The following is a 13,712-nucleotide window of genomic DNA, read 5'->3' as shown; positions in this document are numbered from 1 at the left end:
CCCGCATCCCGAAGCGGGCCGGTTTTGCGCGTGGTTATCGCGCTATTGGCCGTCATTGTCATCGCCGGTTGCGGCTCGACAAACAGCAAGTACGACAAGACCACCAACTGGAGCGCCGAACAGCTCTACGCCGACGCCAAGGCCGAAATGTCCTCCGGAGGCTGGAAGGAAGCACGCGAACGTCTGACCGCCATCGAAAGCCGCTACCCCTTCGGCGTCTACGCCCAGCAAGCCCTGCTTGAGCTGGCCTACGTCAACTGGAAGGACGGCGAGAACGAACAGGCCCTGGCTGCCATCGACCGCTTCCAGCAGCTGTATCCCAACCACCCCGGCACCGACTACGCCCTGTACCTGAAGGGCCTGATCAACTTCACGCCGGCCAGCGCCTTCATGAGCAACATCACCGGCCAGGATCCCGCCGAGCGCGATCCCAAGGGCCTGCGCGCGTCCTACGACGCGTTCAATGAACTCATCAAGCGCTACCCGGACAGCAAGTACACGGTGGATGCCGAAAAGCGCGTCGCATGGCTGGTCAACACCATCGCCATGAACGAAGTCCACGTCGCCCGCTACTACTACGAGCGCGGCGCCTACGTGGCCGCCGCCAACCGCGCGCAAACCGTCATCACCGACTTCGAAGGCGCCCCCGCCACCGAAGAGGCGCTCTACCTGATGGTCGAGTCCTACGACAAGCTGGGCATGACGGAACTGAAGAACGACGCCAAACGCGTCTACGACAAGAACTTCCCCAACAGCGATTTCAAGACCAAGGGCCTGAAGGCCGATCGCAGCTGGTGGAACCCGTTTGACTGATTGATCTGCGGATTCTCTCCGCATGGGAAAAGCGAAGCCCCTCGAAAGAGGGGCTTTCTTTTTGGCTGCCGCAAGCGGCAGGGCCGGCGTGCGCGCCTGGCGCTAGGCGTCGCCGCCCTCGCCTTCCTGCTTGCGGCGATAGAACGCCAGCACCTCTTCCAGTTCGCGCGTGCGTGCGAAGGGCGGCAGGCCGCGCCACAGGCGCTTGCCGTAGGGCTTTTCGACCAGACGCGCATCGCCCACCATCAGCACGCCCCAGTCGGACTCCGTACGGATCAGGCGGCCCGCGCCCTGCTTGAGCGAGATCGCGGCTTCGGGCAACTGGTATTCCGAGAAGGGATTGCCGCCCTGGGCCCGACAGGCCCGCAAGCGCGCTTCGATGACGGGGTCGTCGGGCGGCGCGAACGGCAGCTTGTCGATGGCGACCAAGGTCAACACGTCGCCGGGCAGGTCGATGCCTTCCCAGAAGCTCGCGCTGCCCACCAGCACCGGATGCTTGAGCTTGCAGAAGCGGTCCAGCAAATCGCGGCGCGTGCCCTCGCCCTGTTTCAGCAACGGCCAGTCGTGCCCGGCGTCGTCAAAGGCGTCGGCCAGCAGGGTCGCGACCTTATCGACCGCGCGCAGCGTCGTGCACAACACCAGCGTGCCGCCGGGGCTGGCCTCGAGCAAGGGCATCAGCGTTTCGACGAAACGGTCCAGGAACTGCGGCGATTGCGGTTCGGGCATGCCGCGCGGCACGAAGAGCAACGCCTGTTCGGGATAGTTGAACGGAGATTCCCACTTGCCCGTACGGGCGCTCGATAGCCCTAGCTGGCTGGTGAAGTGCGTGAACTCGCCGTTCACCGACAGCGTGGCCGACGTCATGATCCAGGCTTGGCCCGGCTTGCGGTACTTGGAGAACGCCTGCGCCACCGACAGCGGCGCCGAATGCAGGCGCACGTGATGCTGGCCGTGCTCGACCCAGCGCACGGCAGGGCCCGTCCATTGCTCGGCGGCCGCAGCCACGCCTTCCAGGATGGCGGCGGGCGTGGACGGGCCGTCGCCCAGGTCGGCGGCGGCGGGTTCGGGCGACTGGTCGTCGCGGCCCCAGCCTTCGTCGGCCAAGCCGGCATCGGCGCGCCCCGGCGTGGCCCAGCGCTTGAGCCGCACCGAAATTTCGGCGCCGCTGCGTGCAGCGGCCATCAGGTCGGGATGCTTTTCAGCCACGACGCCCAAGGCCTTGGTGGCCGTGTCCACGGCCTCGCGCAAGGCGGCCAGCGCCTCGTCGAATTCCTCGGGGTTGGGGATCGCGTCGAACGTGGCCTTGCGGCCCGGCATTCGGTCCAGCGGCGCACAGGTCAACCGCAATTCGCGCGCCGCGGTTTCAAGATGGCGGCTGACGTCGCTCCATTTGGCGGCCTCGCGCGCATACGCCAGGCCGGCCACTTCCAGCGCGCGGCCGAAATCCATCAGCTGGTGCGTGGACACGCTGCTGCCCAGGAACCGGGTGGCGGTGTCGGGCAGCTGATGCGCTTCGTCGAAGATGACGGTGTCGGCTTCGGGCAGCAGGTCGGTCACGCCCTCTTCGCGCAGCACCAGGTCGGCCATGAACAGCGCGTGGTTGACCACCACCACGTCGGCCTCCTGGGCCTGGCGGCGCGCCTTCACCACGAAACAGTCGCGGATGCGTGGGCACTCCTGGCCCAGGCAGTTCTCGCGCGTGGAGGTCACGCGCTGCCAGATGTCGGCGTCTTCGGGCACCTGCGCAAGATCGCTACGGTCGCCCGTCTTGGTAATGCCCGCGAAGACCTGGATCTGGCGCAGTTGCTGGATCTCGGTACGCGACTTCAGCGCGCGCTCGTCGCCCTGCAGACGTTCCAGGTGATAGTGGCAGACATAGTTGCCGCGGCCCTTGAGCAGCGCGGCCGTCACCGGCGCGGCCAGCGCGGCGCGCACGCGCGGCAGGTCACGCGCAAACAGCTGGTCTTGCAGCGTGCGGGTGCCGGTGGAAATCAGCACCTTGCCGCCCTGGATGAAGGCGGGTACAAGATAGGCCCAGGTCTTGCCGATGCCGGTGCCCGCCTCGGCCACGAGCGTGGCGCGGTCCTGGATGGCGTCGCCGATGGCCTGCGACAGCTCCACCTGCGAAGGGCGTGGCTTGTAGCCGGGCATGGCCGTGGCCAGGGGCCCGTCCTCATCAAAAAATTCGGAAATATCCAGGTCCAGCATTACGGCAGCCTAGTGTCGGTCGGAGTCTATGGTGAACCGGTACCGGTTACGGTTCGGGCGCCAGACACTGATGTGGGAAAGGACTAAATGATACCCGTTGCAGGGCCCGCCTTCGGCTTGCCCAGGGACGGATCGGTCCACTCTGGCACGTTCTGTAACAGTGGCTTATGGCACAATCCGCCCCTTGTTTTTCCTTTTTGTCGTCGTATAGAGATGTCTGAAACTTCCGCTATCACGAACGTCGCCGCCGGCGTCGACAACGCCCGCATCGTCGCGCAGCTCGCTACCGAGCTCGGCGCGCGCGCCTCCCAGATCGCTTCGGCGGTGGAACTGCTGGATGACGGCGCCACCGTGCCCTTCATCTCGCGCTATCGCAAGGAAGCCACTGGCGGCCTGGACGATACCGTGCTGCGCAACCTGGAAGTTCGCCTGGGTTATCTGCGCGAACTCGAAGAACGCCGCGGCTCCATCCTTGAATCCATCTCGCAGCAGGGCAAGCTCACGCCCGAGCTGCAGCAGGAAATCGCAACGGCCGATACCAAGCAGCGCCTGGAAGACTTGTACGCGCCGTACAAGCCCAAGCGTCGCACCCGCGCCCAGATCGCCCGCGAAGCGGGCCTGGAGCCGCTGGCGGATGCCATCCTGGCCGATCCGTCCTGCGATCCCGCCGCGCTGGCCGCGCAGTACCTGAACCCCGAGGCGTCCATCAACGACGCCAAGGCCGCGCTGGACGGCGCGCGCGACATCCTGGCCGAACGCTACGCTGAAAACGCGGATCTGCTGGCCGACATGCGCGAGCACCTGTGGTCCACCGGCCTGATCTATTCCAAGATGGTCGACGGCAAGGAAACCGAAGGCGCGAACTTCCGCGACTGGTTCGATTTCAACGAGCCGCTGCGCACGCTGCCTTCCCACCGCATCCTGGCCCTGCTGCGCGGACGCCAGCAAGGCGTGCTGGAACTGCGCCTGGGGCTGGAAGCCGAACTGGAAGCGCAATTGCCGCACCCGTGCGTGGCGCGCATCGCCAGCTTCCTGAAGCTGGGCAACGGCCTGTTCGCACTGGACGCCACGCCGCGCGCCCGCTGGTTGGGCGAAGTGTGCCGTTGGACCTGGCGCGTGAAGCTGCTGACGGCGTTTGAAAGCGAGCTGATCGGCCGCCTGCGCGAAAGCGGCGAAGCCGAGGCCATCCGCGTGTTCGCCGCCAACCTGAAGGACCTGCTGCTGGCAGCGCCTGCCGGCCCCAAGGCCGTGTTGGGCCTGGACCCGGGCATCCGCACGGGCTGCAAGATCGCCGTGATCGACCAGACCGGCAAGGTCGTCGACACCACCACCGTCTACCCGTTCGAACCGCGCCGCGACCGCGAGGGTACGATCAACACGCTGGCCGCGCTGGTTGCGCGCCACAAGGTGGACCTGATCGCCATCGGCAACGGCACCGCTTCGCGCGAAAGCGAAAAGCTGGTGGGCGACATGATGGAACGCTTCCCCGACCTGAAAGTCACCCGCGTGGTGGTCTCCGAGGCCGGTGCATCCGTGTATTCCGCCTCGGAAACCGCGGCGCTGGAATTCCCCGATCTGGACGTGACCCTGCGCGGCGCCGTATCCATCGCGCGCCGCCTGCAGGATCCGTTGGCCGAACTGGTCAAGATCGATCCCAAGGCGATCGGCGTGGGCCAGTACCAGCACGACGTCAACCAGCGTGAGCTGGCGCGTTCGCTGGACGCCGTGGTCGAGGATTGCGTGAACGCCGTCGGCGTGGACGTGAATACGGCCTCGGCCGCCCTGCTGGCCCGCGTGTCGGGCCTGAACTCGCTGCTGGCCAAGAACATCGTGGCCTGGCGCGACGAGAACGGCGCATTCCCCACCCGCGACCTCCTGCGCAAGGTGCCGCGCTTTGGCGACAAGGCGTTCGAGCAGGCTGCGGGCTTCCTGCGCATTCCCAATGGCGACAATCCGCTGGACGCCTCGTCGGTCCACCCCGAAGCCTATCCCGTCGTCGAGCGCATCGTGGCCAAGATCAAGGCCGAGGTGAAACAGATCATCGGTCAGCGCGACGCCTTGAAGGGCGTGTCGCCGTCGGACTTCACCGACGAGCGCTTCGGCCTGCCGACCGTGCGCGACATCTTCGCCGAACTGGAAAAGCCCGGCCGCGATCCGCGCCCGGAATTCAAGACCGCGCAGTTCAAGGAAGGCGTGGAAACGCTGAACGACCTGTACCCGGGCATGGTGCTGGAAGGCGTCGTGACCAACGTGGCCAACTTCGGCGCATTTGTCGACATCGGCGTGCACCAGGATGGCCTGGTCCACATCTCGGCACTGGCCGAAAAGTTCGTGAAGGATCCTCGCGACGTGGTGCGCGTGGGCCAGACGGTCAGCGTGAAGGTGCTGGAAGTGGACGCGGCGCGCAAGCGCGTGGCCCTGACCATGCGCCTGAACGACACCGCAGCGCCCGCGCGCCGCAGCGGCGATGCGCCCAAGGGCGGCGACCGCCCCCGTCGCCCCCAGGGTGACGGCGGACGCGGCAACGCGGGCGGCGGCGGTGCGACGAACAGCGCCATGGCGGACGCGTTCGCCAAGCTCAAGCGCTGATCCTTCCGGATCGCCCATGAAAAAGCCCGGCGCACACTGCGCCGGGCTTTTTTCTTTGGCTTAGGACTTTCCCTTAAACAGGTCGTTTCCTTGCGCTCCCTCAATCCTCAACGCAGAAAAATAAGGGAAAATATCGAATTGTGTCCAAATAATAAAAGCCGGTGGCGTAGGGGAACTCGGCAGACACAGATTCCATGATCAGGCGAACCGCGGCGCGAACCGTCTATCAGGCACGCAGCACAACAATAACAGCGCCCTACCCCGAGAGCCCCGGAGAGCCATCCGTCATGCGCAATACCATTACGCTTGCCGCCAATGAAGCGGCAACCATTACCGAAAAAGAAGCCGGCCACAGCGGCGCTTACAACGAAGTCACGCTGGGCCAATACGCGCATCTGATCGTCGACGGCGCGGAAGTGACCTTCAAGCACATCACGCTGGAACGTCTGGGCACCCGCATCATCGAACTGCGCAACGGCGCGCAACTGCACGTGGGCGCGCTGGGATTCGCCAGCATGGGCGCCAGCATCGTCTATCGCATCGGCACGGGCTGCGCGCTGGTCTTCGACGCCAGCCAATGGGATCCTGAAGTGGTCGCCAACACCACCTTCGACTTCGCCAGCCAAGGCAGCGGCACGCTGAAGTACTTTCCGTTCATCAACCCGGAATGGCTAGACTGCCCGAACGTCACGGGCTATTCGGAAGGCGACATGCTGGAAATCGCCGGTCAGGGCAGCGCGCAGCGCTTCCAGGTGCGCGATGGCCGCATCGTGGCAAGCGCCCGGCTGGCCTGACGCCCCCCGGTTACCGCCCCCCCACGACAACGTCATGATCGCCGACGGCGCGACGCGCCGCCGGCTTGCCCTTTATTCCTGCGACAGCGACGCCAAGGCGTCGCGCGCACGCGCCAGTTGCGCGCCGGACTCGGCCTGCGCGCTCGCCGGCGCCGTGGCGACCGCCACCCCGTCGACGATCGCCGCGTAGCCCTCGGCGCTGGCCTGCAACACGCTGTCCGCAGGTTCCGATTGCAGGCGGCGCATCAAGGCCCCGGCCTCCTTCGGATCGGCAAAACGCTGCGACAACAGCAACTCTTCGCCGTCCGCCCCTAGCAGGCGGAAACGGAAACCGCCGTCTTCGTCGCGGAAGCTGACGAAGCGCGCGCCCTTGCCTTTTTCCTTCTTGCCCTGCGCCTTGCCGGCTGCGGCGCCGGCGTTCAGGTTGCGCAAGCCGACGGCTTCGCGCAGTTCCTGCATCATGGGCACGGCCAGCTTGCGGGCACGGGCAGCGCCGGCTTGCAGGATGTCTTCGATGCGGCCCGGGTTGGCGATCAGGTCGAAATACTTCTCGCGCATGGGCGCCAGCAGCGCTTCCAGGTGTTCGTACAGGGCTTGCTTGGCGTCGCCCCAACCCATCCCCTCTTCCAGCTGCTTGCGGAACGCCGCCGATTCAGCCTGCGTCGCGAATGCACGGTACAGCGTGTACAGGTGCGAGCTTTCGGCGTCCTTGGCTTCGCCCGGCGCCCGCGAATCGGTCACGATGCGCATCACGGATGCGCGCAGCGCGCTGGCGCCGCCTTCGAAAAGCGGGATCGTGTTGTTGTAGCTCTTGGACATCTTGCGGCCATCCAGGCCCGGCAAGGTCGCCACGTCTTCCTCGATCGTCACTTCAGGCAGCGCGAAGTAGTCGCGGCCGTACAGATGATTGAAGCGCTGGGCGATATCGCGCGCCATCTCCAGATGCTGAATCTGGTCGCGGCCCACCGGCACCTTGTTCGCGTTGAACATCAGGATGTCGGCCGCCATCAGGACCGGGTACGAGAACAGCCCCATCGTGATGCCGTCGTCGGGCTCCACCCCCTTGGCCACGTTCTGGTCCACCGACGCCTTGTAGGCGTGCGCGCGGTTCATCAGGCCCTTGGCCGTGACGCAGGTCAGCAACCAGCTGAGTTCGGGGATTTCGGGGATATCGGACTGGCGATAGAACGTCACGCGTTCGTGGTCCAGCCCCACGGCCAGCCAGGTTGCCGCGATTTCCAGGCGGGAACGGGCGACGCGGGCCGGATCGTCGCACTTAATCAGCGCGTGGTAATCCGCCAGGAAGAAGAATGCGTCCACGCCGGGCTGCGTACTGGCCTGGACCGCGGGACGGATCGCGCCCGCGTAGTTGCCGAGGTGGGGAGTTCCAGTGGTGGTAATGCCGGTAAGGACGCGGGTATTCATAGAGGCGAAGAGGCGTTTGCTAGGGGAAACAAGCAGTGTAACGTGCCGGCGCACGCCGCCGCCGGGGCTGCCGCCCCGCCCACGCGAAATCGCCGGGCTACAGGACGGCCAGCAGCGGCGCCGCCAGCGCGCAGAGCCCGCCCGCGGTCAGCGCGGCGCGCGGACGGAACGTCAGGAACCAGATCAGCAGCAGGCCGGCGATGCTGAGGATGCCGATCCATTCGACCGTGCCGTAGCTCCATCCCCAGACCGCCGCCGAGGCGCACAAGGACAGTGCCAGCGCGATCCAGCCGAATGCCCGTAACGGCACCCGGTGGCGCCGCGGCATGGCGCGGTCGAACAGGTCTTCGTAATGGCGGTCCATGCCCAGACACAGGGCGGAAAACCCTGCGTAGGCCAGGCAGAAAGCGGCAAGCGTCATGGAGTGTCACCTCGCGGTTCATAGACGACGGGGTTCGAGGCGCGCGGCGCCTCGGGATCTGCGACTTGAGGGGAAACCGTCTTGGCCGCGGGCTGGCTGGCACGGGGCTTGGCCGCCGCCTTCGCGGAAACCTTCGCCGGCGCCTTGCGGGCCCGCGCAGCCTTCATCGCCATCCAGCCGAACAGCAACGCGCTGGCCAGGCAGGTCAGGTCGAACCCGGCCATGACCCAATCACCTTGCGGCAGGGACACGCCCAGATGGCGCGACGTGGTGAACGCATTGACGACCGGCACCAAGGCCAGCGACGCGGCGGCCACCGCCAGCAGATCCTGCCATTTGCGGCGCTGGAACAGGAACGCGTAGACCAGCGACACCGCCCAGGTGCAGAAGAAGGCGCGCACCTCCCAATCCTGGCGACCAGGCAGGTCGGCCGGCAGCAAGCGATTGGCCAGGAAAAAGGCCCCCACGCCGAACACGACGCCCGCGATGGTGCCGGCGTTCAGGCCGTCCACCAGGCGCAAGGAGAAGGCTTCGCGGGCATCACCGGGCCGCGCCTTCTGGCGGCGCTTGGCAATCCACAGGACAAGACCCGTGCCCACCATGCCGGTGCCCGCCAGGCTCACGAGGAAATAGAACCAGCGCAGCAGGGGTTCGGCGAACAGCCCCAGATGCAGGCCCGTGATAACGCCGGCGGTCTTCACCGTGGCGCTCAGTTCGTCCTCGCCTTCCTGGAATTCGCCCGTCACGCCGTTAAAGCGCATATAGGGCGCCAGCCGGCCGTACGACACGCCATCAGCGGCATCCCGCGTCAGCGTGACGGTCGCCCCGGCGTCGCCCGGGTTGTTGACGGTGACGCGGCCGACGCGGCCTTGCCAATGCTGCTGGGCCTGTTCCACCAACGGCGCGATCGCGATCAGCGTCCCCGGCCGGTTCAGCGGCGGCGTGACCTTGAAGGATTTGAAGACGTCGTCCGAATACTGGCGGGGGTTTTCGTACACGGCATGGATACCCGCGGGTATCAACATGAACATGAACAGCACCAGCCCGCTGAATGTGATCATCAGGTGGAACGGCAGCCCCAGCACCGACAACACGTTGTGCCCGTCCATCCAGGCGCGCTGACCGCCCTTCTTGGGACGGAAGGTAAAGAAATCCGTGAATATCTTCTTGTGCGTGATGATGCCGCTGATGATCGCCACCAGCATGAACATGCCGGCGATACTCGCCAGCCAGCGCCCCCACGGGAATGCGGTTTCCAGTTCGAAGTGGAAGCGGTAGAAGAATTCGCCGCCGCGCGTCTCGCGGCCCGTCACGGCCTGCCCCGTCGCGGGGTCCAGCTTCACGCGCACGAACCCGCGTTCGCCCGGCTTGGGCTTGGGCACCTGATACAGCATCAGGATCAGCGGCTCGCGGTTCGACGGCGGCGTGATGAACCAGCGTTTGGCATCGGGCGCATGTTCGCTCAGGTAGCGCTGCCCCATCTCCACGGCCTGCACGGCAGGCACCGGCCTGACGTCGATCTCGGGCTGCATCCAACGCGTGATCTCGGGGCGGAAGAACGCCAGCGACCCTGTCAGGAACATCGCGAACAGCACCCAGCCGAAGATCAGGCCGGCCCAGGTGTGCAGCCACGACATGGACTGGCGCAGGCCTTCTTCACCCTGCGCGCGGGCTTTACCTGCCTTCATGCCGCCCCCATCATGCGCCCCGCCAGGAACAGGCCGCCCAGCACGGCGGCCGGCAGCAAGATCCCCATCCAGGCGCGCCAGGCGTTGCGCGTGGCAAATACCCAGATCACGCCACAGGCGTAGAACACGAAGGACAACATCTGCGCCGCGGTGACGGCGTCCGCCCGCCCCATGGGCAGCCAGACGGCCAGGCACGCCGCAGCCGCCGAGGCAAGGACATAGCCGCCCAGGATGGCCGCAGCCATCCTGGAAAATACGGCCATTCGGTAGCGCATCATGCCTGCGCCGGCTGCGGGAGCTTTCACTTGGACACGTTGAAGGTCAGGGTGGATACGTAGCGGATCTTGGCGTAGGACTTGCCATCAGCCTCGCCCGCCTTCTCTTCGACGTGCGCGGCTTCCAGCACATACTGGCCGGGCCACGGCGTCGTGATTTCAATGCGGCCGTTCTCGTCGCTGTGGAAACGCTTTTCCCACTTGGGCGGACCGAACACGGTAACTTCGGTCTTGGGGAGCGGCTTGCCCTGGAATTGCAGGACGAACGTGTTGGCGTCCGCAGCCGTCGGCACCAGTTCCAGGTCCAGCTTGCCTTGCGTGTCCGCACGGCCCGCCTTGGCGTTGTACTTGACCAGCGTTTCCTTGAACTGGATGGGTGCCGCCAGGCGGACGTCGCCCTTGCCCGTCGCGCCGAACTCCACGAAATCGGCGCCTTCGGCCGACGCTTTCAGCGCCTTGCCATCCGCGCCCGTCACAACCGGCGCCACCAGGACCTTGCCCAGCAGGCCATCGCGCTTTTCACGCAGATCGTCGGCCCATTCACCAAAGTACGCCTTGGCCGGACCCTCGGCGCTGCGTTCTAGCCAAACAAAGTGCGCCTGCGCGGCGCCCGCGCTGCCCAACAGGGCAATCGCGGCCAAAGTCCTAGCGAATTTCATTTTGGTTTTTTCCTTTAGTCCGAAGACTGGTCCGATGACCCAAGCAGGCAAGCCCCGCGGCCTATGCCTGTCAGGTGGGTCTGAATTATAACCATTCTCACTACCGCACACGCCAAATAATTGGGGATCGATGCCTTGGGCCTCGACCGCAAGGGAAAACGGACCTTGCGGACCGCTTCCCTTGCCCCGGTTACCAGCGATACCGCAAGCTGGCCTTGATGGAACGTTGATAGCCGTACCAGCACCAGGAGTCCCCCGAGCACGAGGCGATGTATTCCTTGTCGAACAGGTTCTGCACGTTCAGCGCCACCTGCATGCCCTTGAACGTCGGCGAGACGCGGCCCAGGTCGTAGTCCAGCATCAGGTCGAACAACGTGACGGATGGCACTTTCATGGTGTTGGTGTCGTTCACGTAAGAAGACCCGATGTAGCGCACGCCGCCGCCCACGCCCATGCCTGCAAGCGGACCGTCCTGCAACTGGTAGCGCGCCCATGCGGACGCCTGTTGCGACGGCACGCCCACCGGCGTTTTGCCCTTCAGGTTCAATCCGGTCAGGCTGGGGTTGGCCTTGGAGTATTCGTTGTCCATCAACGAATACGCCGCCACCAGCGTCAGGCCGCGCAACGGCTCGGTCTTGGCCTCCAGCTCGATCCCTTGCGTGCGCAGCTCGCCCGCCTGGATTGAGCATCGGCCGCCCGCCGTGCCGCAGATGTGCGTCGGATCCGGATCGGTCGTCGTCATGTTCTCGCGGCGGATATCGAACGCCGCAAACGACAGCATCGTGGCGCTGCCCGGCGGCTGGTACTTGATGCCCACCTCGTACTGGTTGCCTTCGATCGGCTTGAAGGGCACGTTCTGCCAGCCCGTTCCCGATTGCGGCTCGAACGACTCCGAATAGCTGAAGTAAGGCGCCACGCCATTGTCGAAGTTGTAGATCACGCCCAGACGGCCCGTGAACGCCTCGGCGTTCAGCGCGGACGGCGCGACCCGGCCGGTCGCGATGGTGGTGGTCTCGCCCACCGTGCGCGACCAGTCGTAGCGTCCGCCCAGCAGCACGGAGAGGCGGTCGATCTTGATCTGGTCCTGGAAATACAGGCCCGTCTGATACTGGCGGGACGTCGCGTCGGTCGAGAAAGCCGGCACCGGAATGTTCTGGTGGTTATCCGGGTTCAGCACGTACAGCGGCGGCGCGCTGCCGAAGCCGGACAGCGTGTCGGTCTTGACGTGCTGGTAATCGAAGCCCAGCAGCACCGTGTGGCCGAAGGCGCCGGTGTTGAAGCGCGCCTGCAGGTTGTTGTCGATGGTCAACGCGCCCACATCCACGTCGGTCGCGATCGAGGCGCGTTGCTGATAGAGGTAGTCCGGGTCCAGATAGCCGAAGTTCGGATTGGACGCACCGTAGATGCTGCGGTACTTCGCTTCCGAACGCGTCCAGCGCAGGCTTTGCGTCGCCTTGAACGTGTCATTGAAGCGGTGGTCCAGCACGTAGCCCAGCGAGTAGCTCTTGCGGTCGCTCTTTTCGAAGTTGGCGTCGCCGTCGTAATAGTCCGACGGCAGGCGGATGCCGTCGGGCGCGGACAGCAGCGTGCGCATCGACGAGACGCTGCCGTACGAGCCCATGTCGGGATCGCGCTGGAAATTCGTCAGCACGGTCAACGAGGTATCGCCGTTGGGCTTCCACGTAAAGGCCGGTGCCACGAAGTAGCGGCGTTCCTTGGTGTCCTTCACCTGGCCGTCAGACATGTAGCCGGAGCCCACCAGGCGATAGAGGTATTTCCCTTCTTCGTCCACGGGGCCGCCGAAATCGAAATTGGCGCGGCGGTAGTCATAGTTACCGACCTGCACTTCCACTTCGCGCAGCGTCTCCTCCAGCGGGCGCTTGCTGACCTGGTTCACCACGCCGCCCGGGCCGCCCTGGCCATACATGACCGATGCCGGCCCCTTCAGCACGTCCACGCGCTCCAGGCGATAGGCGTCCACTTGCGGCAAGGCGTCGCGTCCGCCGAATACCCGCAAGCCGTCGAGGTAGGTCGAGGCCGAAAAGCCACGCACGGTGAACTGGTCCAGGCGCGTGGCAGTCGCACCGCGCGATTCGGTCGCCACGCCCGCCGTGTAGCGCAGCACCTGGTTCAAGGTCTGCGCGCCCTGCTCCGTGATCTGATCGCGCGTCACAACGGACACCGACTGCGGGGTCTCGATCAGCGGCGTATCCGTCTTGGTCGCGCTGACGCTGGCGCGGGCGACATAGCCCACCGTGGGCGCCAGCGCGCTGTCCGACATGCCGGACACCGTCACCGGCGCCAGCACGTGCGTGTCGCCCGACGACGAGACCGGCGCCGGCACCAGCGTCCAGGTGTTGCCCGATTGCGCGCGCGCCTGCAGGCCGCTGCCCGACAGGAGCCGGGCAAAGCCGGCGCCCACCGAATACGCGCCATTCAGCCCGTCCGAGCGCTGGCCGCGCACCAGCCCGGGGTCGAACGACAGGATCACGCCGGCGCTGCGCGCGAACTGCGTGAGCGCATCGGCCAACTGGCCGGCGGGAATTTGATACGTGCGCGACGCACTGGCGGCGGCAGCCGGTGCGGATTGCGCCCAGGCGGCGGGCATGCCGGCGGCAAGCGCGCCCGCGCAAGTAGCGGCCAACACGGCCATGCGGCCGGTGGTCAGCGTGGCGCGCAGGCGCGCATGAGTTGAAGCAGACACAAAACTCTCCCTGTACGGTGGTCTATCTCTGCCTTTCCGTATGGGGATCAAAAACCTGCAAAAAAAAGATGCCCCCACGCTGCGCACGCTTCGCGTGCTTGCTGCCCCCCGAGGGGGCTTCCCCGCCTTGGGGCGG

Annotated in this window: 10 protein-coding genes; 3 read left to right on the top strand and 7 right to left on the bottom strand. The window is 65.8% G+C overall.

Features of this window, described 5'->3' with window-relative positions; translation table 11 throughout:
* Positions 1–24: 24 nt before the first annotated feature.
* The gene (locus tag CEY09_RS20900) at positions 25–813 is read left to right on the top strand and encodes an outer membrane protein assembly factor BamD (RefSeq protein WP_088590140.1); all 789 of its coding nucleotides are present in this window, start codon (positions 25–27) and stop codon (positions 811–813) included.
* A 102-nt stretch (positions 814–915) separates the two neighbouring features.
* Here CEY09_RS20900 and CEY09_RS20895 read toward each other — a convergent pair whose 3' ends face one another.
* A complete protein-coding gene (locus tag CEY09_RS20895) occupies positions 916–3,021 on the bottom strand; it encodes a DNA repair helicase YoaA (RefSeq protein WP_088590139.1) in 2,106 nt (701 codons plus the stop codon).
* Between the two features lie 213 nt (positions 3,022–3,234).
* Here CEY09_RS20895 and tex point away from each other — a divergent pair, with 213 nt between their 5' ends.
* Both tex and CEY09_RS20885 read left to right on the top strand, forming a co-directional pair.
* Entirely contained in the window at positions 3,235–5,610 is a 2,376-nt protein-coding gene (gene tex / locus CEY09_RS20890) for an RNA-binding transcriptional accessory protein Tex (protein WP_088590138.1), read from the top strand.
* Between the two features lie 287 nt (positions 5,611–5,897).
* Positions 5,898–6,404 (top strand): hypothetical protein, encoded by a 507-nt coding sequence (locus CEY09_RS20885; RefSeq protein WP_088590137.1) that lies wholly within the window; start codon positions 5,898–5,900, stop codon positions 6,402–6,404.
* 72 nt (positions 6,405–6,476) lie between these two features.
* Here the strand turns inward: CEY09_RS20885 and CEY09_RS20880 are convergent, their stop codons facing one another.
* From CEY09_RS20880 to CEY09_RS20855, 6 genes are all read right to left on the bottom strand, one after another.
* On the bottom strand, positions 6,477–7,829 hold the full coding sequence (locus tag CEY09_RS20880; RefSeq protein WP_088590136.1) for a tryptophan--tRNA ligase: 1,353 nt from the start codon (positions 7,827–7,829) through the stop codon (positions 6,477–6,479).
* A 97-nt stretch (positions 7,830–7,926) separates the two neighbouring features.
* Positions 7,927–8,250 carry a DUF3325 domain-containing protein gene (locus CEY09_RS20875; RefSeq protein WP_006223929.1) on the bottom strand — a complete coding sequence of 108 codons (324 nt, stop codon included), beginning with the start codon at positions 8,248–8,250 and terminating at the stop codon, positions 7,927–7,929.
* Positions 8,247–9,938 (bottom strand): PepSY-associated TM helix domain-containing protein, encoded by a 1,692-nt coding sequence (locus tag CEY09_RS20870; RefSeq protein ID WP_088590135.1) that lies wholly within the window; start codon positions 9,936–9,938, stop codon positions 8,247–8,249. The genes CEY09_RS20875 and CEY09_RS20870 overlap by 4 nt, the downstream gene beginning before the upstream one ends.
* The gene (locus tag CEY09_RS20865) at positions 9,935–10,216 is read right to left on the bottom strand and encodes a DUF3649 domain-containing protein (RefSeq protein ID WP_006223927.1); all 282 of its coding nucleotides are present in this window, start codon (positions 10,214–10,216) and stop codon (positions 9,935–9,937) included. Before CEY09_RS20865 ends, CEY09_RS20870 begins: the two co-directional genes overlap by 4 nt.
* 23 nt (positions 10,217–10,239) lie before the next feature.
* The gene (locus CEY09_RS20860) at positions 10,240–10,872 is read right to left on the bottom strand and encodes a DUF4198 domain-containing protein (protein WP_088590134.1); all 633 of its coding nucleotides are present in this window, start codon (positions 10,870–10,872) and stop codon (positions 10,240–10,242) included.
* A gap of 190 nt (positions 10,873–11,062) precedes the next feature.
* Positions 11,063–13,525: a TonB-dependent siderophore receptor gene (locus CEY09_RS20855; RefSeq protein WP_234818372.1), complete on the bottom strand. Its 2,463-nt coding sequence runs from the start codon at positions 13,523–13,525 to the stop codon at positions 11,063–11,065.
* Positions 13,526–13,712 lie beyond the last annotated feature (187 nt).

Source organism: Achromobacter marplatensis (assembly GCF_002209535.1).
Lineage (GTDB): Bacteria > Pseudomonadota > Gammaproteobacteria > Burkholderiales > Burkholderiaceae_B > Achromobacter > Achromobacter marplatensis.
The sequence above is the reverse complement of the archived record's forward strand: the minus strand, read 5'-3'. Positions and strand labels throughout refer to the sequence as shown.

Coding starts and splice junctions, on each gene's coding strand:
- CEY09_RS20895 (WP_088590139.1), bottom strand. CDS start 3,021: ATGCTGGACCTGGATATTTCCGAATTTTTTGATGAGGACGGGCCCCTG.
- tex (WP_088590138.1), top strand. CDS start 3,235: ATGTCTGAAACTTCCGCTATCACGAACGTCGCCGCCGGCGTCGACAAC.
- CEY09_RS20885 (WP_088590137.1), top strand. CDS start 5,898: ATGCGCAATACCATTACGCTTGCCGCCAATGAAGCGGCAACCATTACC.
- CEY09_RS20880 (WP_088590136.1), bottom strand. CDS start 7,829: ATGAATACCCGCGTCCTTACCGGCATTACCACCACTGGAACTCCCCAC.
- CEY09_RS20875 (WP_006223929.1), bottom strand. CDS start 8,250: ATGACGCTTGCCGCTTTCTGCCTGGCCTACGCAGGGTTTTCCGCCCTG.
- CEY09_RS20870 (WP_088590135.1), bottom strand. CDS start 9,938: ATGAAGGCAGGTAAAGCCCGCGCGCAGGGTGAAGAAGGCCTGCGCCAG.
- CEY09_RS20865 (WP_006223927.1), bottom strand. CDS start 10,216: ATGATGCGCTACCGAATGGCCGTATTTTCCAGGATGGCTGCGGCCATC.
- CEY09_RS20860 (WP_088590134.1), bottom strand. CDS start 10,872: ATGAAATTCGCTAGGACTTTGGCCGCGATTGCCCTGTTGGGCAGCGCG.
- CEY09_RS20855 (WP_234818372.1), bottom strand. CDS start 13,525: ATGGCCGTGTTGGCCGCTACTTGCGCGGGCGCGCTTGCCGCCGGCATG.